General features: G+C 70.4%; 18 protein-coding genes. 12 read left to right on the top strand and 6 right to left on the bottom strand.

Going from position 1 to position 20,912, the window contains the following annotated elements; all coding sequences use genetic code 11:
- The first annotated feature begins 27 nt into the window (after positions 1 to 27).
- Both FVQ89_RS03510 and FVQ89_RS03505 read left to right on the top strand, forming a co-directional pair.
- Positions 28 to 465 carry an Lrp/AsnC family transcriptional regulator gene (locus FVQ89_RS03510; RefSeq protein WP_147900518.1) on the top strand — a complete coding sequence of 146 codons (438 nt, stop codon included), beginning with the start codon at positions 28 to 30 and terminating at the stop codon, positions 463 to 465.
- Entirely contained in the window at positions 465 to 824 is a 360-nt protein-coding gene (locus FVQ89_RS03505; protein ID WP_147900517.1) for a GntR family transcriptional regulator, read from the top strand. The genes FVQ89_RS03510 and FVQ89_RS03505 overlap by 1 nt, the downstream gene beginning before the upstream one ends.
- 22 nt (positions 825 to 846) lie before the next feature.
- On the opposite strand, the gene FVQ89_RS03500 is transcribed toward FVQ89_RS03505, so the two are convergent.
- The 3 genes from FVQ89_RS03500 to FVQ89_RS03490 form a co-directional block, all read right to left on the bottom strand.
- Positions 847 to 1,677, bottom strand: coding sequence for an aldo/keto reductase (locus FVQ89_RS03500; protein WP_147900516.1), 831 nt, complete (start codon positions 1,675 to 1,677; stop codon positions 847 to 849).
- A gap of 41 nt (positions 1,678 to 1,718) precedes the next feature.
- Complete coding sequence (locus tag FVQ89_RS03495) at positions 1,719 to 5,144, bottom strand: bifunctional proline dehydrogenase/L-glutamate gamma-semialdehyde dehydrogenase (protein WP_147900515.1); 3,426 nt, start codon at positions 5,142 to 5,144, stop codon at positions 1,719 to 1,721.
- Positions 5,145 to 5,211: 67 nt separating this feature from the next.
- A complete protein-coding gene (locus tag FVQ89_RS03490; protein WP_147900514.1) occupies positions 5,212 to 5,808 on the bottom strand; it encodes an NADPH-dependent FMN reductase in 597 nt (198 codons plus the stop codon).
- 82 nt (positions 5,809 to 5,890) lie between these two features.
- On the opposite strand from FVQ89_RS03490, the gene FVQ89_RS03485 reads away from it, so the two are divergent.
- From FVQ89_RS03485 to acs, 9 genes are all read left to right on the top strand, one after another.
- A complete protein-coding gene (locus FVQ89_RS03485; protein WP_187264880.1) occupies positions 5,891 to 6,394 on the top strand; it encodes a MarR family winged helix-turn-helix transcriptional regulator in 504 nt (167 codons plus the stop codon).
- A 9-nt stretch (positions 6,395 to 6,403) separates the two neighbouring features.
- A complete protein-coding gene (locus FVQ89_RS03480; protein ID WP_255513399.1) occupies positions 6,404 to 7,678 on the top strand; it encodes a sensor histidine kinase in 1,275 nt (424 codons plus the stop codon).
- Complete coding sequence (locus tag FVQ89_RS03475) at positions 7,675 to 8,346, top strand: response regulator transcription factor (RefSeq protein WP_147900512.1); 672 nt, start codon at positions 7,675 to 7,677, stop codon at positions 8,344 to 8,346. Before FVQ89_RS03480 ends, FVQ89_RS03475 begins: the two co-directional genes overlap by 4 nt.
- Before the next feature lie 103 nt (positions 8,347 to 8,449).
- Positions 8,450 to 9,334 carry an ABC transporter ATP-binding protein gene (locus FVQ89_RS03470; protein WP_147900511.1) on the top strand — a complete coding sequence of 295 codons (885 nt, stop codon included), beginning with the start codon at positions 8,450 to 8,452 and terminating at the stop codon, positions 9,332 to 9,334.
- Entirely contained in the window at positions 9,331 to 10,425 is a 1,095-nt protein-coding gene (locus tag FVQ89_RS03465; protein ID WP_147900510.1) for an ABC transporter permease, read from the top strand. Before FVQ89_RS03470 ends, FVQ89_RS03465 begins: the two co-directional genes overlap by 4 nt.
- A gap of 10 nt (positions 10,426 to 10,435) precedes the next feature.
- Complete coding sequence (locus tag FVQ89_RS03460; protein WP_147900509.1) at positions 10,436 to 11,500, top strand: low specificity L-threonine aldolase; 1,065 nt, start codon at positions 10,436 to 10,438, stop codon at positions 11,498 to 11,500.
- A gap of 78 nt (positions 11,501 to 11,578) precedes the next feature.
- Positions 11,579 to 13,276 carry a long-chain-fatty-acid--CoA ligase gene (locus tag FVQ89_RS03455; protein WP_147901470.1) on the top strand — a complete coding sequence of 566 codons (1,698 nt, stop codon included), beginning with the start codon at positions 11,579 to 11,581 and terminating at the stop codon, positions 13,274 to 13,276.
- Positions 13,273 to 14,271, top strand: a complete 999-nt coding sequence (locus FVQ89_RS03450) for an LLM class F420-dependent oxidoreductase (protein ID WP_147900508.1) — start codon at positions 13,273 to 13,275, stop codon at positions 14,269 to 14,271. The genes FVQ89_RS03455 and FVQ89_RS03450 overlap by 4 nt, the downstream gene beginning before the upstream one ends.
- A gap of 88 nt (positions 14,272 to 14,359) precedes the next feature.
- Entirely contained in the window at positions 14,360 to 16,330 is a 1,971-nt protein-coding gene (gene acs / locus FVQ89_RS03445; protein ID WP_147900507.1) for an acetate--CoA ligase, read from the top strand.
- 3 nt (positions 16,331 to 16,333) lie between these two features.
- Here acs and FVQ89_RS03440 read toward each other — a convergent pair whose 3' ends face one another.
- The 3 genes from FVQ89_RS03440 to FVQ89_RS03430 form a co-directional block, all read right to left on the bottom strand.
- A complete protein-coding gene (locus tag FVQ89_RS03440; RefSeq protein ID WP_147900506.1) occupies positions 16,334 to 17,338 on the bottom strand; it encodes a hypothetical protein in 1,005 nt (334 codons plus the stop codon).
- 130 nt (positions 17,339 to 17,468) lie between these two features.
- Positions 17,469 to 18,071, bottom strand: coding sequence for a response regulator transcription factor (locus tag FVQ89_RS03435; protein WP_147900505.1), 603 nt, complete (start codon positions 18,069 to 18,071; stop codon positions 17,469 to 17,471).
- On the bottom strand, positions 18,068 to 19,216 hold the full coding sequence (locus FVQ89_RS03430; protein WP_147900504.1) for a sensor histidine kinase: 1,149 nt from the start codon (positions 19,214 to 19,216) through the stop codon (positions 18,068 to 18,070). The genes FVQ89_RS03435 and FVQ89_RS03430 overlap by 4 nt, the downstream gene beginning before the upstream one ends.
- 576 nt (positions 19,217 to 19,792) lie before the next feature.
- Between FVQ89_RS03430 and FVQ89_RS03425 the strand changes: the two genes are divergently transcribed.
- On the top strand, positions 19,793 to 20,884 hold the full coding sequence (locus FVQ89_RS03425) for a hypothetical protein (RefSeq protein ID WP_147900503.1): 1,092 nt from the start codon (positions 19,793 to 19,795) through the stop codon (positions 20,882 to 20,884).
- The last annotated feature ends 28 nt before the right edge of the window (positions 20,885 to 20,912 follow it).

The following is a 20,912-nucleotide window of genomic DNA, read 5'->3' as shown; positions in this document are numbered from 1 at the left end:
CGCAACGAACGCGCGTACACTGTCGTGGTGGACAACATCGACTACGGCATTCTCGACATGCTCCGCCAGAACTCGCGGGCGGGCTACGGTGACATCGGAGACCGCGTCGGCCTCTCGGCCTCCGCCGTGAAGCGGCGCGTCGACCGCCTCGTCGCTGACGGCGTGATCCGCGCCTTCACCATCCAGGTCGACCCTGCAGTCGACGGCATGACCACCGAAGCCTACGTCGAACTCTTCTGCCGCGGCACCGTCGCACCCGACGAGTTGAAGCGCATCCTCGGGCAGGTGCCCGAGGTCGTCGACGCCTACACCGTCACGGGGTCGGCCGACGCGGTCGTCCACATGCGCTCCCGCGACATCCCGAGCCTCGAGGACGCGCTCGAACGCGTGCGGATCGCGCCGAGCGTCGACCACACGCGCAGCGCGATCATCCTCAGCCACCTCATCCATCGCAACTACGACTGATGCGCCTCACGATCGACGCCGCGTCGCCGACGCCCCCGTTCGAGCAGCTGCGACGCGCGCTCCTCGAGCGGATGCAGGACGGCACGCTGGCGCCCGGCACCCGCCTGCCACCGGTGAGACAGCTCGCCGCGGAACTCGACCTCGCCCCCGGCACGGTCGCCCGCGCCTACAAGGAGCTCGAGGAGGTGGGAGCGCTCGAGACCCGCGGGCGGGCGGGCACCTTCGCCGCCTGGTCATCGGACGCCGCCGAGCGTCGCGTCGAGCAGCTCGCCGCCCAGCTGGCCAGGGCCGCGAACGAGGACGGCATCCCCGCAGAGCGTGTCCGCGCGATCGTCGACAGCGCGCTGAGCGCCGACTGACCCGAGCCGGCCAGCGCCCGCCTCAGTGACCCGTGGTCGCCGAGTCGACCCCGGCGTCCGGGCCCTGCGAGAGGGTGGCGAGGGTCGCCATGTGGGCGTCCGAGAGCTCGAAGTCGAAGATCGCGAGGTTCTCGCGCATCCGCTCGGGGCTCGCCGACTTCGGGATCGCGACGAGACCCTGCTGCACGTGCCACCGGAGCACGACCTGCGCCGGGGTGCGGCCGAGCTCCGTCGCCACCTGCACCACGACGGGCTCGTCGATCACCCGCGCACCCTGCCCACCGAGCGGGCTCCACGACTCGGTGACGATCCCGTGCGCGACGCCGTAGGCGCGCTGCGCGGGTCGCGTGATGTAGGGATTCAGCTGGATCTGGTTGACCGCGGGAACGACGTCCGTCTCGGCGAGCACGGTGTCGAGGTGCTCCGTGCGGAAGTTGGAGACTCCGATCGCGCGGGCACGGCCGTCGGCGTGCAGACGTTCGTAGGTCCTCCAGGTGGAGATGAACTCCCCGCGCTGCGGCAGCGGCCAGTGGATGAGCAGCAGATCCACGTAGTCGAGCCCCATGCGGTCGAGGGCGGCCTCGAGGCCTCCGATCGCCCGGTCGTCGCCCTGGAAGTCGCCGTCGAGCTTCGTGGTGACGAAGAACTCCTCGCGCGGGATGCCCGTGCGACGGATCCCCTCGCCCACACCCGCCTCGTTGCCGTAGCGCGTGGCCGTGTCGATGTGCCGGTATCCGAGAGCCGCCGCGGCCTCCACCGCATCGGCCACCTGGGCGTCGTCGAGGGGCCAGGTGCCGAGGCCGAGCTGGGGGATCTCGGCACCGGTGTTGAGGGTGAGGGAGGGGATGCTCATGCGACCACGCTACGCCGGACGCCGGACGCCGGACGCTCGGATCAGACCGGCAGCCCGATCATGGCCGGGTCGGGGTTGCCGAAGCGGTGGGCCGTGATCGACACCGCCTGCTCGTGCAGGAACGGCAGCAGTTCGATTCTGCCCGCCGAGGTCACCTCTCCCGCGTAGATGGCGACGTCGATGCTGCCGCCGAGCGCGTGCGCGAGCGCTGCAGCGTCGCCTCCGACCAGGCGGATGCGCGCGGGCAGCTCGCGGGCCGCACGCGTCGCGAACGCGGCGTCGCTCTCGACGACGGAGGTCCAGCCGAGCTCCCGCGCGACCCGGTCGATGCGCAGAGGTGCGGCCGAGCTGATCGCCAACCGAGATCCGGCCCGGGCACCGGCGGCGAGCACGCGGACGAGGTCGGCGAGCGCCGCCCCCTCGGCGAGCCGCACCGTCACGGGCGTGGGCCGGTAGCGCAGGATGTTCCGCTCGACCCCGAGGCCGGAGGCATCCCGGGCGACACCGAACTCCGCCTCCCACGCCTGCGCATCCGAGAACGCCCCGCGACGCACCCGGTCGAAGCCCGCGTAGTCGAGGGTCGGCTGGAACGCCTCCACGACCGCACGCGGACCGTGCGCGAGACCGTCGAGGCGCAGATCGCCCGCGGGCTCCAACGGCACATCGCGCCACGCGCCCAGCACGAGGAGGGTGTTCGGTCCGCCCGCCTTCGCGCCCGGGCCGACGCTCGAACGCTTCCAGCCGCCGAAGGGCTGCCTGCGGACGATCGCGCCCGTGATCGGCCGGTTCACGTAGAGATTGCCTGCCTGTACCCGGTCGATCCAGGCCGAGACCTCGTCGAGGTCGAGCGAGTGGATGCCCGCCGTCAGGCCGTAGGCCACCCCGTTCTGCAGTGCGAGCGCCTCGTCGAGATCGGCGGCGCGCATGATCCCGAGCACGGGCCCGAAGAACTCGGTGCGATGGAAGTCGGATCCGGCCACGACCCCGTCGCGCACGCCCGGCGCCCAGAGCCGGTCGGTGCCGTCGAGCTGACGCGGCTTCACGAGCCAGGATTCGCCCTCGGCGAGACGGGTGAGGCCCCGCGCGAGCTTGCCCTGCACCGGCTCGACGAGGGGGCCGACGGTCACGGCCGGATCCTGCGGGTAGCCGACCGAGAGGCTCGCGACGGCATCGGCGAGCTGGCGACGGAAGCGCTCGGACTCGCCGACCGACCCCACGAGGATCGCGAGCGACGCCGCGGAGCACTTCTGCCCCGCGTTGCCGAACGCGCTCTGCACGATGTCTTTGGCGGCGAGGTCGAGGTCGGCGGACGGGGTCACGACGATCGCGTTCTTGCCGCTCGTCTCGGCGAGGAGCGGCAGGTCCGGTCGCCACGAACGGAACAGCTCGGCGGTCTCGGACGACCCCGTCAGCACGACGCGCCCGATCGCGGGCGCCGTGACGAGACGCCGACCAAGGTCACCCTCCTCGATGTCGACGAGCGCGAGCAACTCTCGCGGCACGCCCGCCTCCCACATGGCCTCGGCGAGCACCGCGCCCGCACGGCGGGACTGCGGCGCAGGCTTGAGGATCACCGCGCTGCCGGCGGCGAGCGCCGAGAGGACCCCACCCGCGGGGATCGAGACCGGGAAGTTCCACGGCGGTGTCACGAGGGTGAGCGCCACGGGCTCGAAGCGCGCGTCCCGGATGCCGGCGAGCTCCCGCGCGCGCTCGGCGTAGTACGAGGCGAAGTCGACCGCCTCGCTCACCTCGACGTCGGCTTCGGCGATCGTCTTGCCGGTCTCCGCGGCCATAACCTCCACGAGACGCCCGCGATACACGGCCAGCACCTCGGCGACCTGGTCGAGCAGCTCGGCGCGCGCGGCGGGCGGCACGGTCCCCCAGCGCGCGCCCGCCTCGGCTCCGCGACGCACGATCTCATCGAGCCGGTTCGGGTCGTCGACGCGGGCCGCCGCGATGCCGTCGACGCCGAGCCTGCTCGTGGCCGAGCGCTCGAGCACCGAGCGGCCCCACACCCGATTCGCGACGAGCGCGGGATCGGTGTCGGGCTCATTGTGGAAAGCGCGCGAGGTGCGGGGAAGCGCGGCGCTCAGACGGTTCTGCGTGCGGTTCGGGGGCGGGATCTCGTCGTCGAGCCCCGCGAGGGAATCCGCGAAACGCTCCGCCTCACGTGCGAAGGCACGCTCGTCGTCGGCGAGGTCGAAGACGGCCGACATGTAGTTCTCGTCGGATGCGTTCTCTTCCAGCCGTCGCACGAGGTAGCTGATGGCGGAGTCGAACTCGGCCGGATGCACGACCGGCGTGTAGAGAAGGAGCCGCCGTGTGTCGGCACGAACCGCCTGCGCCTGCGCCGTCGCCATCCCGAGCAGCATCTCGATGTCGACGCGACTCTCGACACCACGCCCGCTCGCGAGCAGCCACGCGAACGCGAGGTCGAAGAGGTTGTGGCCGGCCACACCGATCCGCACGGCGTCGGTCGCGGTGGGGGTGAGCGCCGCCACGAGCATCCGCTTGTAGTTGGTGTCGGTGGCGCGCTTGCTGGGCCAGGTCGCGAGCGGCCACCCGTGCAGCTCGGCGTCGGCGCGCTCCATGGCGAGGTTCGCGCCCTTGACGATCCGCACCTTGATGCCCGCCCCGCCGGATGCGACGCGGCGACGCGCCCACGCCGTGAGCTCGTGCAGTGCGGCCACGGAGTCGGGAAGGTAGGCCTGCAGCACGATCCCGGCCTCGAGCCCACGCAAGGCCGGCTGATCGAGGAGGCGGGTGAACACCGCGATCGTCAGGTCGAGGTCGCGGTACTCCTCCATGTCGAGGTTGATGAACTTGGCGGTGCGCGAGCTCGCCGCGTACTCGTAGAGGGGCGTGAGACGCCGCACGACCCGCTCGACCGTCTCGTCGAAGCCCCACATCGACAGTTGCGCGGCGACCGACGAGACCTTGATGGAGACGTAGTCGACGTCGCTGCGCTCGAGCAGCTCGCGTGTGCCGTCGAGGCGCCGCTGCGCCTCCTTCTCACCGAGCACGGCCTCGCCGAGGAGGTTGATGTTGAGGCGCGCGCCCTGGCCCCGGAGGCGGGTGAGACTCGCGCCGAGGCGATCCGGCGTCGCGTCGATCACGAGGTGCTCGACCATGCGACGCAGCACCCGCCGTGCGAGGGGGATGACCGGCCAGGGCACGAGCACCCCGACGCCGCCGCCGATCACGACGAGCGCGCGCAGGTACCAGGGCAGGAACCGGGGCACTCGCCGCGACAGACGCTCGAGGTTGCGGGCGGCTACGCGCAGGTCTTCCGGCCGGACCACGCGGTCGACGAAGCCGAGGGTGAACTCGAGTCCGACGGGATCTTTCAGGAGGCCCGCAAGGCGCTCCGCGCTCGGATCGCGATCGGCGGTCGCGGCCTTCGCGAGCCATCGGCGCACGAGAGCCGTGACCTCATCCGGGGTCGGGAGATCGGAAGCCACCGCCATGTGTCGAGAATAGACACGCGCCCGGCGCACTCACTGTGCACCGGGCGCGTGGTCGTTCAGGCCGTGATCAGGCGGCGGCGCGGGCCAGCGCCTTCTCGGCGCGGACGACCTTGAGGGCGCGGCCCCAGGCCTCGAGCTGCTCGGTGAGCACCTGGAGGAACGAGATGTGCTGCTCACCCGGCTTGAAGACGGTGTAGTTCTCGAAGTCGACCGGGATGGAGAACACGAGCTGCTGGCGGACGTCGGCGACCTGCAGCTCGCCGAGGATCGGGCGGAGCATGTCGGCGGCGCGAGCGCCCGACGCGGTGTAGCCGTAGCTGACGAGCGCGGCGGACTTGTCGTTCCACTCCGCGTAGAGGAAGGAGAGGGCGTTCACGAGGGCCGCGTTCGGCGCGTGGTTGTACTCGGGGGTGACGAAGATGAAGCCGTCGAACGGCGCGATGCGCTCGGCCCACTTCTTGGTGTGCTCGTGGGTGTACTGACCCGCGGATGCCGACATCGGCTCGTCGAGCAGCGGCAGGTCGACCTCGGCGAGGTCGATGATCTCGTAGTCGGCGGCGCCGAGGCGGTTGGCGTGCTCGTGCACCCACTCTCCGACCTGGTGTCCGATTCGCGTCGGGCGCGTGCTGCCGATGATGATGGCGATGCGGAGCGGGGTGCTCATGTGGGTGTCCTCCGAGGTAGTTGACGTGTCAGCAAGCATAACGGTTGACACATCAACTTATTCCGCGCGCTATCCTTTCCGGGTGTCGACGCTGTCCGAAGTCAATCCCGAGGACTGGGACGTCTGGCGCGACTACCACCGCGCCGGCCGAGAGTTGACGCACGCCCTCGACCGCCGCCTGCAGGCCGACGCCGGCATCTCGCATCCGGAATACCTTCTGCTGCTCACCCTCTGGACGGCGCCGGAGCGGCGACTGCGCACCGGAGAGCTCGCCGACGAGCTCGCGTGGGAGAAGAGCCGCGTGTCGCATCAGGTGACCCGCATGGTCGCCCGCGGTCTCGTCGAACGCTCCGCATGCGACACCGACGCACGCGGCGTGTGGGTCGCCCTCACGCCCGACGGCCGCCGAACGGTGATCCGCGCGACACGGGACCACACCGATGCGATCCGGGCCTGGTTCTTGGACGTGCTGACCGACGACGAGTTGCGCGCGTTCCAGACCGCATCGCAGCGCATCCGCGAAAGGCTCGCCGACGACTCCGCGCTCCCCCGTGAGATGGAGGCGCGCGCGGACGGTGCAGCCTAGGCTCACCGCGTGACCCAGACCCTGCCACCGCGCGGAACCTCCGCGGCGGGCTGGTCGCGGCAGCCCGCCACCCGCCGCGAACGCGGCATCGACGCCGTCGGCGCCGCAGGCCTCTTCGTCGTCGCCGTGCTCAGCCAGCAGCTCTATCGGATCGCCGGGGTGTACACCGAGCCCGCCGAGGGCACGTTGACGATCGCGCTGCTCGCCCTCACGACCCTGCCGTTGGCGGTGCGCCGGAGCCACCCGATCGTCGCGCTCGTCGCCGTCGCCGCAGGATTCATCGCCTGCGGATCGCTGCAGGTGCCCGAACTGCTGGTCATCAACATCACCCTCTTCATGGCGTTGTACACGGTGGGGGCGTGGGTGTCGCACCGCGGGCTCGCGAACGGGGCACGCGCGTTCGTCATCGCCGTGATGGCGATCTGGCTGATCCTCGCGCTGTTCCAGAGCGCGACCGATCCCGAGATGCTCGACACCTACTCATCCGCCGGGGCGCTCTCGCCGCTCGTCGCCTACCTGTTGATCCAGATCGTGATCAACCTCCTCTACTTCGCCGGGGCGTGGTGGTTCGGCAACCGCAGCTTCGCGTCGGCACGGCAGCACGCAGAACTCGAAGCACGGACCCGCGAGCTCGAGCTGCTCCGCGAGCGCAGTGCCGAGCAGGCCGTCGAGCTCGATCGCATCCGGATCGCGCGCGAGCTCCACGACGCCGTCGCGCACCATGTGAGCGTGATCGGCATCCAGGCCGGAGCGGCGCGGACGGTCATGCAGAGCGATCCCGAGGCTGCATCCGCGGCGCTCAGCACGATCGAGCAGACCAGCCGCGCGACGATCGCCGAGCTGCACACGATGCTCACCACGCTGCGCGATCCGCACGAGGTCGGCGACGGCCGGCCGGGGGTCGACCACCTGCCCGAGCTCGTGTCGGCATCTGCCCAGGCGGGGGTTCCGACGAACCTCACCATCGTCGGCGACCCCACGCCGGTGCCGGAGATCGCGAGTGTCAACCTGTACCGGGTGGCGCAGGAGGCGCTGACCAATGTGCGCAAGCACGCGGGCGCCGACGCGACCGCCGACGTCCGGCTGCGGTTCGGCGCAGGATTCGTCGAGGTCGAGGTCGCGAACACCGGCGGAGCCGCGCCGCGTCGGCTGCCCGGTGGCCTCGGCCAGCTCGGGATGAAGGAGCGCGTCGCCGCGTCCGGCGGCACTCTCGAGATCGGGCCGCGCAGCCGGGGCGGCTACCTCGTGCGCGCCCGCATCCCCCTGCCGGAGGCGACGTCGTGATCCGTGTGCTGCTGGTCGACGACCAGGCGCTCGTCCGCACCGGGTTCCGGGTGATCCTCGATGCCCAGCCCGACATCGAGGTGATCGGCGAGGCCGGCGACGGGCGGACCGGTTCCGAGCTGGCAGTGCAACTCGCCCCCGACGTCGTGTGCATGGACGTCCAGATGCCGGAGGTCGACGGGCTCGAGGCGACCCGGCGGATCATCGCCGGATCGGAGCCGCCTGCGGTCCTCGTGCTCACGACCTTCGACCGCGACGACTACCTGTTCCAGGCGCTCGACGCGGGAGCCTCCGGGTTCCTGCTGAAGACGGCGAGCCCCGAACAACTCGTCGATGCCGTCCGCGTGCTCGCCCGGGGCGACGCCCTGCTCGCGCCCGCCGTGACACGTCGCGTGATCGCGCGCTACGGCTCCGCGGATGGCGCGAGCGACGACGAGGGCGCGCGCGGCGACGCCGATCCGCGGCTCGGCGACCTGACCGAACGCGAGGCGGAGGTCTACCGGCTGCTCGCCGACGGCCTCTCGAACGCCGAGATCGCGGCCGAGCTGTACGTGGGCGAGGCGACCGTGAAGACGCACGTCTCGAGCATCCTCTTGAAACTCGGCGTACGGGATCGTGTGCAGGCGGTGGTGCGCGCCTATCGCACCGGGTTCATCTCGGCCCACTGATCGCACACCCGCGAATCGGGGTCCGCCTTGCGCAGTCCGCCGAAGGGGGGAGGCGCGTGCGCCCTCCTCTGCCTAACGTGAGAGCGGACCAGAGGAGGGGACTGTGCTGCAGATCCGAGGAGTCGGCAAGAGCTACGGCGCGCGGCGCGTGCTCGACGACGTGAGCTTCGACGTGCTTCCGGGCCGGATGACGGGCTTCGTCGGCGGCAACGGAGCAGGCAAGACCACCACGATGCGCATCATCCTGGGCGTGCTCGAGGCCGACGAAGGCTCGGTCACGCTCGACGACGCGCCGCTCGGCCCGACGGGGCGGCGCCGGTTCGGGTACATGCCCGAAGAGCGGGGCCTCTATCCGAAGATGAAGCTCGCGGAGCAGCTCGTGTACCTCGCGCGACTGCACGGCCTCACCGCGGATGACGCCCGCCGCAGCACGGACGACCTGCTCGGCCGCTTGGGGCTCGCGGAGCGCGCAGGAGATGCCGTCGAGAAGCTCTCGCTCGGCAACCAGCAGCGGGCGCAGATCGCCGCCGCCCTCGTCCACAAGCCCGAGGTGCTCATCCTCGACGAGCCGTTCAGCGGACTCGACCCCATGGCGGTCGAGGTCGTGCTCGAGGTGCTGCTGGAGCGGGCGCGCGCGGGCGCTCCCGTGCTGTTCTCGAGCCACCAGCTCGACATCGTCGAGCGCCTCTGCGACGACCTCGTGATCATCTCCGAGGGCACGATCCGCGCGGCAGGACCCCGCGAGGAGCTCCGCGACGAGCACTCCTCGCTGCGCTACCAGCTGCAGACCTCTGCCGACGCCGGGTGGCTTCGGCAGGAGGCGGGCATCGACGTCATCGAGACCGACGGCGGGTTCGCGCTCTTCGACGCTGAGACCCCCGAGGCCGCCTCCCGGGTACTCCGTGCAGCCGTCGAACGCGGCGAGGTCACCGACTTCTCTCGACAGCATCCGACCCTCTCCCAGATCTTCAAGGAGGTCGTGCGATGAGCACCGCAGCCCCCATCGCCCAGCCGTACTCCACGGTCCGCACGATCTGGCTCGTCGCGCAGCGCGAGATCATGGTGCGCCTGCGCAGCGTCGCCTTCCTCGTCTCGACGGGCATCCTGCTGCTCCTGCTGCTCGGGTCGGTCGTGATCAGCGCGGTCACCGCGCTGGGCGCGGAGGCCCCGAAGGTCGCGGTCGTCGCAGGGGTTCAGCTGCCTGCGGCAGCGGACCTCACGGTCACGGAGGTGGCCGACCGCGCGGCGGCGGAGGACCTCGTGCGGGCAGGCGACGTGGACGCCGCGGTGATCCCCGACGACGGGCCGCTCGGCTACGCCGTGATCGGCGACGACAGCGCGCCGACCGGCGTGCTCCAGGCCCTCAGCGTCTCACCGCCGGTCGAGCTGCTCGACACGAGCGGCACGGGCGGGTTCCTCGGCTACCTCGTGGCGATCGGCTTCGGCCTCGTCTTCTTCATCTCGGCGATGACGTTCGGGCAGACGATCGCGCAGTCCGTCGTCGAGGAGAAGGCGACTCGTGTGGTCGAGATCCTCCTCTCGGCGATCCCCACCCGCGCGCTCCTCGCGGGCAAGATCCTCGGCACCACGATCCTCGCGTTCGGTCAGATCGCGCTGCTGCTGTCGATCGCGATCATCGGCCTCACGACGACCGGCCAGGCCGCCCTGCTCACCGGCCTCGGCGCGCCGTTCGTGTGGTTCGCGGTGTTCTTCGTGCTCGGGTTCGTGCTCCTCGCTTCGCTCTTCGCCGCCACCGGCGCGATGGTGTCGCGACTGGAGGACATCGGATCGACGACCACGCCCGTGACGATGCTCGTGATGATCCCGTACTTCGTGGTCGTGTTCTTCAACGACAACGACCTCGTCGTCACGATCATGTCGTACGTGCCGTTCTCGGCACCCGTCGGGATGCCGCTGCGGCTGTTCCTCGGAACGGCCGAATGGTGGGAGCCGATCGTCTCGCTCGGCATCCTCGCGGTGTCGTGCGCGGGTGTGATCGCCCTCGGTGCGCGTATCTACGAGAACTCCCTGCTGCGCACCGGACAGCGTGTGAAGCTCGCGGAGGCGCTGCGCGGCTGAGAATGGAGGGGTGAGCATCCACGACACCTCCTTCCGCGGCTTCGCGAGCGACAACTACGCCGGCATCCATCCGCAGGTCCTCGAGGCCCTGCACGACGCGAACGGCGGCCACCAGATCGCCTACGGCGGAGACGACTACACGCGCCGCCTCTCGGAGGTCGTCCGGAGGGAGTTCGGCGAGCAGGCCGAGGTTTTCCCGGTGTTCAACGGCACCGGCGCGAACGTTGTGGGACTCACGGCGCTGCTCCCCCGGTGGGGCTCGGTGATCGCCACCTCGACCGCGCACATCCACACCGACGAGGGCGGGGCGCCCGAGAAGGTCGCAGGTCTCAAGCTCTTCGTGGTGCCGACGCCCGACGGCAAGCTGACCCCCGAACTGCTCGCCACGGAGGCGTGGGGCATGGACGACGAGCACCGCGCCGAACCCGCCGCGGTGTCGATCACCCAGACCACCGAGCTCGGCACGCTCTACACGCCCGAGGAGGTGCGCCGTCTCGCGGATGCCGCCCACGCGGCGGGCCTCGCGGTGCACATGGACGGCGCACGCATCTGGAACGCGGCCGCCGCGCTCGGCGTGCCGTTCCGGGAGTTCACCACGGATGCCGGGGTCGACGTGCTGAGCTTCGGCGGCACGAAGATCGGCGCCCTCGGCGTCGAGGCGATCGTGGTGCTGAACCCGGACCGGGTCTCCGACATCGTGCGCCTGCGGAAGACGACGATGCAGCTGGCGAGCAAGATGCGCTTCTTCAGCGCACAGCTGCTCGCGCTGTTCGAGGACGGCGTCGGCCTCGAAGCGGCGGCGCACGCCAACCGGATGGCCGCCCGGCTGCGCCGCTCGCTCGAGGCGGGGATCGCCGAGGGATCGATCCCGGGCCTCGCGTTCAGCCAGCCGACGCAGGCGAACGCCGTGTTCGCGGTGCTCGCGAACGACGCAGCCGACCGCATCCGCGAGCGCTACCGCTTCTACGACTGGGACCGGGCCGCCGGCCAGGTGCGCTGGATGACGGCCTTCGACACGACGGAAGCCGACGTCGACGGCTTCGTGACCGCCATCCGCGAGGAGCTCACCCGCTAGCGGGCACCCCGGGCGCACCGCGTGCCGGGCGCGGATGCCGCGGCGTAGGCTTTCCGGGTGACGAGGTCGCCCGCAGAGATGCCCTGGCTCGACTCCTACGCCGACGGCGTGCCCCGCGAGTTCGAGGTGCCCCCGGGCACGCTCTCCGATCTCATCACCGAATCGGCCGCCAGGTACGCCGACCACGTCGCCCTCGAGTTCTTCGGACGCGAGACCCGCTACGCCGAGCTCGCCGACCACATCGCGCGCGCCGCGGAGGGCCTGCGCCGTCTCGGGGTGCGCCGAGGCGATCGGGTCGCGCTCGTGCTGCCGAACTGCCCGCAGCACGTCATCGCGTTCTACGCGATCCTCCGGATCGGCGCGATCGTCGTCGAGCACAACCCGCTCTACACGCCGCGTGAGCTGCGCCATCAGTTCGAGGATCACCGCGCACGCGTCGCGATCGCATGGGACAAGACGGTGCCGACCCTGCAGGACTTCCCGAGCGACCTGGCGCTCGACGCGATCGTGTCGGTCGACATGACGCGGGCGTTCCCGCTGCGGATGCGTGCGCTCCTCAAGCTCCCGATCGAGCGCGCGCGCACGAGTCGCGCCGAGCTGACGATCGAGGTGCAGGGCACGACCCCGTGGGAGGCCCTGCTCGACGGTCCCGGCATCCCCGCGGAGATCGCCGGTCCGGCGCCCGAGGACATCGCCCTCATCCAGTACACGAGCGGCACGACCGGATCGCCGAAGGGTGCCGCGCTCAGCCACCGCAACCTCGTGGCGAACGCGGCTCAGGCGCGCGCATGGGTTCCGGCGGTGCCGCGCGGCTCGGCGAGCGTGCACGCGGTACTGCCCCTCTTCCACGCCTACGGGCTCACCCTCTGCCTCACCTTCGCGATGAGCATGGGCGCGCGGCTCGTCCTGTTCCCGAAGCCGGATCCGGATCTGGTGCTGCCCGTCTTCCGCAAGCGGCCTCCGACCTTCCTGCCCGCCGTGCCCCCGCTCTACGACCGCCTGCGGAAAGCCGCAGAAGAGAAGGGCGTCTCGCTCGCGGGGATCGAGATCGCCATCTCGGGCGCGATGCCGCTGCAGTCCGCGGTCGTCGAACCCTGGGAGGCGCTCACGGGCGGATACCTCGTCGAGGGCTACGGGCTCTCCGAATGCTCGCCCGTGCTCATGGCGAACCCGGTCGCACCGAACCGCCGGATCGGCACCGTGGGGCTGCCGCTGCCGGGCACCGAGCTGCGGGTCGTGGACCCCGACGAACCGACGCGCGATGTCGAGCCCGGGACGCCCGGCGAACTCGTGGTGCGCGGGCCGCAGGTGTTCACGGGCTACTGGAACAAGCCGGAGGCGACCGCCGAGGTGTTCACCGACGGCTGGTTCCGCACGGGTGACATCGTCACCGTCGATGACGACGGCTTCGTCACCATCAGCGATCGCATCAAGGAGCTCGTGATCACCGGCGGATTCAACGTGGCGCCGTCCGAGGTCGAGGACACCCTGCGGGCGTACGACGGCATCGAGGATGTCGCGATCGTCGGCATCCCGGACGCCCGTGACGGGGAGCACGTGGTGGCGGCCGTCGTGCTGGCACCGGGCGCGCAGATCGACACCGAGGCGCTGCGGGCCTGGGCGAAGCGTCAGCTCGCGGCCTACAAGGTGCCCCGCCGGGTGCACGTCGTCGAGGAGTTGCCGAAGTCGATGATCGGCAAGGTCCTCCGGCGCAAGGTCCGAGACCAGCTGATCGAGATCGAGGGCGGCACCGCCCAGAAGGAGGCACACGCGTGAGGTTCGGCATCTTCATTCCCCAGGGTTGGCGGTTCGATCTGGTGGGGATCGATCCTGCTCGGCACTGGGGCGTCATGCACGACTTGGCGCGGTCAGCCGAAGAGGGGCCCTGGGAGTCCATCTGGATCTACGACCACTTCCACACGACGCCCGTCCCGAGCGACGAGGCCACCCATGAGGCCTGGACGCTCATGTCGGCACTCGCGGCCTCCACGTCGCGGGTGCGCCTCGGCCAGATGTGCACGTGCGTCGGATACCGCAACCCCGCCTACCTCGCGAAGGTCGCCTCGACCGTCGACATCATCTCCGGCGGTCGCGTCGAGATGGGCATCGGCGCCGGCTGGTACGAGCACGAGTGGCGCGCCTACGGGTACGGCTTCCCCGACGCCCCCGCTCGTCTGCGGATGCTGCGCGAGGGCGTCGAGGTGATGCACCAGGCGTGGACGACCGGTAGCGCGAGCCTCGACGGCGAGTTCTGGAAGGTGGACGGCGCGATCGTGCAGCCGCAGCCGCTCCAGGAGGGCGGCATCCCGATGTGGATCGCCGGAGGCGGCGAGAAGGTGACGCTGAAGATCGCGGCGCAGTACGCGAGCTACACGAACTTCAACGGCGGCGCCGAGTCGTTCGCCCACAAGAGCGAGGTCTTGCGACAGCACTGCGAGACGCTCGGCACCGACTTCGACGCGATCACCCGATCGAGCAACTTCGCCACGATCGTCGGCGAGACGAGCGCCGACGTGCACCGCCGGGTCGACAACTACGAGGCTCGCCTCTCGGAGGTGATCGGCGATGCGAAGGCCGCCGAAGTCGTCGCGCAGTACCGGAGCATCGATTCGAACGAGGGCATCGCGGGCACGCCGGACGAGATCATCGAGGTGCTCCGCGCGCGGCAGGCGCTCGGGCTGGGGTACAGCATCCACTACTTCCCGGAGTCGGCGTACGACCGCAGCGGCGTCGCGCTCTTCGAGGAGCAGGTGATCCCGGCGCTGTCCTGAAGCCCCCACACGCCTGACCCTCGTCGAGAGTTGCCGTGTGTGACGGGCGGATTCGGCGGAGCGCCCGGCGGCGGATACCGTCGGTCGCGTGACACGCGACGCCCCCATCCACGAGCTGCTGGTCGAGACGCGGGCGTTCCCTCCGCCCGCGGAGCTCGCCGCGACGTCGAACGTCGATCCAGACGCGTGGCGGCGCGCGGCGAGCGACCCTGTGGCGTTCTGGGCCGACGCGGCTCGGCGCCTCCGCTGGGAGACGCCGTTCACCCGCACTCTCGACTGGACTCCGCCCCTCGGGCCGGACGGCGAGCCGCGCCCGCCGCGCGCGGAGTGGTTCGCCGATGGCACGCTCAACGTCGCGGTGAACTGCGTCGACCGGCACGTCGAGGCGGGCCTCGGCGACAAGGTCGCGTACCACTGGGAGGGTGAGCCCGGCGATCGGCGCACCCTCACCTTCGCCGAGCTGCAGGAGGAGGTGGCGCGGGCGGCGAACGCCCTCACCGAACTCGGCATCCGGTCCGGTGATCGCGTGGTGATCTACCTGCCCGTGCTTCTCGAGACGGTCATCGCGACACTCGCCGTGGCTCGCATCGGGGCGGTTCACTCGCTCGTATTCGGGGGCTTCTCGGCCGAGGCTCTGCGCTTCCGGGTGGCCGACACCGGCGCGAAGCTGCTCATCACCTCCGACGGTCAGTTCCGCCGAGGCGCGGCGGTTCCGGTGAAGCAGAACGCGGACGACGCGGTCGCCGGCCTCGCGCACGTGGAGCACGTGCTCGTCGTGCGCCGCACCGGTGACGACATCCCCTGGACCGACGGCCGCGACGTGTGGTGGCACGAGCTCGTCGACCGCCAACCCGCGACCCACGAGGCCGAGGCGTTCCCCGCCGAGACGCCGCTGTTCATCATCTACACCTCCGGCACCACGGGGAAGCCGAAGGGGCTCGTGCACACGAGCGGTGGCTACCTGACCCAGGCCGCCTGGACGCACTGGGCCGCGTTCGACGCGAAGCCGGACGACGTGCACTGGTGCACCGCCGACCTCGCGTGGGTGACGGCCCACACGTACGAGCTCTACGGACCTCTCGCGAACGCGACGACGCAGGTGATCTACGAGGGAACACCGGACGCCCCGCGGCGCACCCGTCATTTCGAGATCATCGAGCGCTACGGGGTGACCGTCTACTACACGGCCCCGACGCTCGTGCGGACGCTCATGACCTGGTTCCCCGACGGCGCGCCCGCGGATCACGACCTCTCGAGCATCCGGCTGCTCGGCTCGGTGGGCGAGGCGATCAACCCCGAGGCGTGGATGTGGTTCCGCGAGCACCTCGGTGCGGGGCGCGCTCCCATCATCGACACCTGGTGGCAGTCGGAGACGGGCGCGGCGGTCATGGCGCCGATCCCGGGGCTCAGCACGATCAAGCCCGGCTCGGCGACCCGCGCGCTCCCCGGCCTTCGGACGCTCGTGGTCGACGAGCAAGGTGCGGAGGTCCCCGCCGGCGCGGGGGGATACCTCGTGATCCCGGATCCGTGGCCGGCGCTCGCCCGAACGGTGTGGGGTGATCCGCAGCGCTACCTCGACTCGTACTGGCGGCGCTTCGCCGAGCTCGGCTACTTCTTCTCGGGCGACGGGGCGAAAGTGGACGCCGACGGCGACGTGTGGCTGCTCGGTCGTGTGGATGACGTCATCAACGTCTCGGGGCACCGCCTCTCGACGATCGAGATCGAGTCGGCGCTCGTGGCGCATCCCCTCGTCGGCGAAGCCGGGGTGACCGGTGCCGACGACGCCGTCACCGGCGAGGCCATCGTGGCGTTCGTGATCCCGGCACGCGAGACGGGGCCCGACACCATCGTCGAGCTGCGCAACCACGTGGCGCGCGTGATCGGGCCGATCGCGAAGCCCCGCGAGATCCACCTCGTGCCCGAACTGCCGAAGACCCGCTCCGGCAAGATCATGCGACGCCTGCTGCGCGACATCGTCGACGGACGCCCCCTCGGCGATACGACGAGCCTGCAGGACCCGGAGGGGCCGGGGCGCATCGCGCAGCTCGTGCGAGGCTGAGCCTCAGACGGGAGCCGCCTCCTGAGGCGCCTCACGCACCACGCGCCACGCCGCCGCGCGGAGCAGGTCACCGCGAGTGAGTCCGGCGTCGCCCCGGATGGCGAGAGCGCGACCCTCGAGCAGCTCGGCGATCTCGCGTTGGTGGTCGTCCACGTGCTCCGCGTCACGCATCCGGCGATCCACGACGATCGGAAGCCGGCCCGCTTCGAGCACATCGAGCAGCACGCCCACCGCACCATCGGCGATCACCACGTCGACGCCGCCCGCGAGCTCCGCCACCTGCAGGGGGTCGAGCCAGGGAACGGTGCGCCCCGGAAGATCAGTGCGGTCGGTCGAGCCGAGCTGCCAGGTGACCTCGTCGTCGGGTCCGAGCACCGCGAGGACGCTCTCGACCAGGCGATCGAAGCGGTACGGGCGGATCACGCCGACGCTCACCAGAATCCGCAACGGTCGGTCGATGTCGACGCGTGCTGCCGAGACCGGCTCTGACCGGTAGTCGCCGAGCAGTGACGGCGCCTGTCTCCACCCCCGCAGGCCGTAGTCGTGCTGAGTCCAGGTCTCCACCCCCGGCAACAGGCGCAGAATCCGCCCGGTGAGGCTCGGTCCGCTGACGCGGGCCACCGACTCGATGTAGTGCATCGGGATCTTGTAGCGATACGCCGCCGGCCAGACGGCGAGCGCGACCGCGGCGCCGGTCGAGATCACGATCTCGGGATCACGCGGCGGCACCAGCCGCCAGAGCAGCAGCGCGGCACGAGCGGCGCCGCGCCAGTCACGGGGTCGCACGTGATCGAGGTAGCTGACCGCCTGCCCTGCGAGCACGGCGCGAGCGTGCGGATCGTCGAACGTCACGAAGACGCTGTCGTCGGCGAGGTGCATCCGCCGGCTCCACCGGATGGCCTGATCGAGCAGACTGCCGAGCGAGGCGACCACGAGGGCGCGCCGACCGGCGAGCCGTCGCTCGAAAGCGTCCGTCCCGTCGTCATCGACAGCGTGCGATCTGTGCACCGCCGGTCTCCGTCTCGTCGTCCTCAGCAGATGCTAGGGAAGCTCGCAAAAAGCGATCCGGGGTACGCGTGCGGCTGTCCTCGCCTAGATGACCCTTCTTCGGGGGCAGGACGCCCGGGCGAATCGGGGGTCAGGATCCGGTGGCCGAACCGCCCCCGCGATAGACGCCGTTGACCGCATTCGACAGCTGCACGCGGTTCACCACACCGAACTTCACGAACAGTCGTGACACGTAGGTCTTGACGGTGTTGACGCTGACGCCGAGGGCCGCGGCGATCTGCTCATTGGAGCGGCCCTGGGCGATCATCTCGCCCACGTCGCGCTCCCGCGGGCTGATCCGCGGGCCCATCGACCGGGCGGGGGCGGCACGGCGTTCCGTGCCGAGCACGGCCGCGATGATCTCCTGTGCGTGGGCCGACTTGCGGAAGAAGCCATCGGCGCCCGTCGCAGCCGCGTGGGCCTCGAACCGGTCGGGGCTGAAGGTGGTCATCATCACGATCCGGACGTTCGGGAACTGGCCCCGGATCGCCGGTGCCACCGCGAAGCCGCTCAGCTGCTGGAGCTGAATGTCGAGCAGCACGATGTCGACTTCCTGCGACCGCAGCACCCGGATCGCGCTACCGCCGTCGGCGGCCTCACCCACGACGCTCACGCCGGGGACCCGCGAGAGCAGACCCTGGAGGGCGAGACGCACGAGCGGGTCGTCGTCGATGATCAGAATGCGCTTGGTCATCGTGTTCCTGCCTCGGTGATAGGACGTGCTCCGGCGGAATCGCTCGGGATGCGCGCGTGGAGCACGAAATCGCCATCCGAGGAGAAGGTCTCGAGCTCGCCGCCGGCTGTCGCCGCGATGCGACGCAGAGCGCGGAGGCCGTAGCCGCCCGAGGCGATCGGCGTGGACTTCGCGCGCCCCGACCGCAGCTGCGAGCGAATGACGACCTCGACGGCGGAGTCCTCCGGGTCGATCACCGCGGAGAGCCGCACGGGTCCCGCATCACCGTGCTTGACGGCGTTGAGCAGACCCTCGTGGCAGATCAGCCCCACCACCTCGCGGACCTCGGTGCCGAGCGCGTCGATGGCGGGGTCCTCGAGCACCTGGATGGGGATGCCGAGCCGACGGATGTCGTCCGCGAACGCCCGGAAGTCCGAGAGCGGCGCATCGTACTCGGCGCGCTCTCCTGTCTCCACGAGGCTCCGGAGATCGCCGAAGGTGCGGTGGATCTCCTCGGTGATCTGCTGGAAGTCGTGGTTCTCTTGGATCCGCTCATCGCTCAGCGCCTGCATGCGGAGGTTGATGAGCGCGAGACGTCGGCCGAGACCGTCGTGGATCTCCTGGGTGAGGTTCTCGCGCTCGCGCTGAGCCCCGGCTTCACGGAGGGCGTGATGGTTGCGCTCCTCGATCGTCTTCAACACCGCGCCGAGTCCCGCGATCAGCATCGCCGAGGCGACTTGGATGGTCGTCATGAGGTCGGGTATGCCGTTCGACTTCACGATCGTCGTCGCGACTGCGATCAGGACGGCCGCGAGACCCGCCCCCCACGCGACGCGACCCCCGCGCATTCGGGCGAGGTCCACCGCCACCTGCGAGAACACCACGATCGGCACGACGAGCAGCATCGTTCCGAGAAGTCCGACGACCGTCGCGGCCTCGGGGTGCATGTGGGAGAGCAGCAGAGCGAGGACGATGATGGCGACGGTCACCCCGATGGCCACCACCTGGAGGGGCGTCACCGGGAACTCGTACCTCAGGAACATGAGGGCGACGGCGACCACGACGACGCGACTGATCCCGAGGGCGCGTCCGGCGCGGCGAAGCCGCTCGGAATCGGTGCGCCGGCCCAGCAGCAGGTCGCGCCCTCGACCTACATGCGTCTGCATCCGTTCCCCTCTCGAGATGTTCCCCGAGCCCAATGGTCATCCACCCGTTCGGATGGCTCTACTCAGATGTCAACCCAGGAATGAATCGTCCCCCAAAAGGGGTGTCCCGGCCGGGGCGCGAGGGGCCTCCCGGTGGCCCTTCGATCATTCTGGGGGACTCGCGTTTCGCATCCGTTACGAAACGGCGAGCACCCGCCCCAGAACATCCCTGAGGTAGTGTCAACCTTAGAACGACGGCCATGTCCCTCGCTTCCACATTTGGTGCGATGCTTGCGCTGCCATGCGGCGATCGTGCGGATCCGGGGGGGTTCGCCAGTCGTTTGGCGATATCGGGGACAGCACCGTGTTCGGGTGGTGCGTCCCCCATTCCGACGCCGGAGACGTGGATCCCCCTTCCGTGTCTCCGGCGTCGCCCCCTGTCTGAGCCCCTTGTTCTTCGGGCGATATTCGGGTCACGCGCGCCATCCGCTGCGGCCGATCTCGCACGTCGGCGTGCCAGGTGTTCGGATCGGGGCGTCAACTATCTCACGACAACTCCACCTGACCACCGGCGACGAGGGAGGAGTATCTGGATTCATGTCCGCAGAAATGACCAGCTCGTTCCCGGTCGCCTTCCGGGGGTACGCGAAGGCCGACGTGGAGCGCGAGCTTCGGCAGTTGCGCCGCGAGATCAGCTCTCGCGCCGATCACAATGCCGCGCTCGCCGCCGAGCTCTCGGAGACGAAGCAGGAGATCAAGCTCCTCAAGGCTCAGATCAAGCGCCTGCCCGCCAAGCCCAACTACGCGTCGCTCGGCGCGCAGTTCGAAGAGGTCCTGCGTCTCGCAGAGGAGAAGGCGAACCGTCTCGTCGAGGAGGCGCGAACCGAGGCGGAGCGCACGAAGCGCAACGCCGGCACGCGCGCGGCCCGACTCGAGCGTGAGGCGTCGGCGCACGCCGATCAGCTCGTCGCCGAGGCCGAGTCGCGGGCCACGGAGATGCGGCTCGCGAGCGAGTCGTACGCGGCCGACGCAACCCTTCGGGCGAACTCGGAGCTGCAGGAGGCGGCAGAGCGCCTCGCGGGCGCCAAGCGCGCAGGTGCGGCGCTCATCGCTCAGGCTGAGCGCGAGATCGCAGCCGCACGGTCGAATCTTCACGCCGAGATTGAGACGGAACGCGCCGCTGCCGCCGAACGTGTCGAGCAGGCGCAGCGCCGCCGCCTCGAGATCGAGGAGTCGATCCGCCGTCGGGTGGAGGAGTCCGAGACCGAGCTCACTCAGCGCTACGAAGAGGCTCAGGCGCTCGCGCAGAGCGTGCTCGACGAGGCCAACGCGAAGGCCTCCGAGATCAGCCGCCGCGCGAACGTGATCGCGAGCGAGTCGGAGTCCGTGCAGCTGCGGGCGTCGTCCACCGCCGAGGAGATCATCGCCGACGCACAGCACGCTGCCGCCGGGCTCCTCGAGCAGGCCCGGATGCGGTCGACCGAGGCGAGCGCCAAGACGGCCGAGCACATCGACCGGCTGCTTCTGCGCACCGTGGAGCGACTCGACGCCCTGCGCGAGGATCGCGACGCCCTCGAGACGTTCATGACGAGCGTGCAGGACACCCGCACGACCGACATGATCATCGCCGAGATCGAAGAGCAGCTGCGCGCCGCAGACCGCGACTCGTCGGCGTCCTCCGCCGAGTAGCCGCCTCCGGGTCGGCACTACGGGGGAC

This window comes from Homoserinibacter sp. GY 40078 (genome assembly GCF_008017545.1).
Taxonomy (GTDB): Bacteria; Actinomycetota; Actinomycetes; order Actinomycetales; family Microbacteriaceae; genus Homoserinibacter.
This window is presented reverse-complemented; position numbering and strand designations above follow the sequence as displayed.

Bases quoted from the DNA above. Each gene is read 5' to 3' on its own strand.
- FVQ89_RS03505 (WP_147900517.1), top strand. From the start codon at position 465: ATGCGCCTCACGATCGACGCCGCGTCGCCGACGCCCCCGTTCGAGCAG.
- FVQ89_RS03500 (WP_147900516.1), bottom strand. From the start codon at position 1,677: ATGAGCATCCCCTCCCTCACCCTCAACACCGGTGCCGAGATCCCCCAG.
- FVQ89_RS03495 (WP_147900515.1), bottom strand. From the start codon at position 5,144: ATGGCGGTGGCTTCCGATCTCCCGACCCCGGATGAGGTCACGGCTCTC.
- FVQ89_RS03490 (WP_147900514.1), bottom strand. From the start codon at position 5,808: ATGAGCACCCCGCTCCGCATCGCCATCATCATCGGCAGCACGCGCCCG.
- FVQ89_RS03465 (WP_147900510.1), top strand. From the start codon at position 9,331: ATGAGCACCGCAGCCCCCATCGCCCAGCCGTACTCCACGGTCCGCACG.
- FVQ89_RS03455 (WP_147901470.1), top strand. From the start codon at position 11,579: ATGCCCTGGCTCGACTCCTACGCCGACGGCGTGCCCCGCGAGTTCGAG.
- FVQ89_RS03435 (WP_147900505.1), bottom strand. From the start codon at position 18,071: ATGACCAAGCGCATTCTGATCATCGACGACGACCCGCTCGTGCGTCTC.
- FVQ89_RS03430 (WP_147900504.1), bottom strand. From the start codon at position 19,216: ATGCAGACGCATGTAGGTCGAGGGCGCGACCTGCTGCTGGGCCGGCGC.
- FVQ89_RS03425 (WP_147900503.1), top strand. From the start codon at position 19,793: ATGTCCGCAGAAATGACCAGCTCGTTCCCGGTCGCCTTCCGGGGGTAC.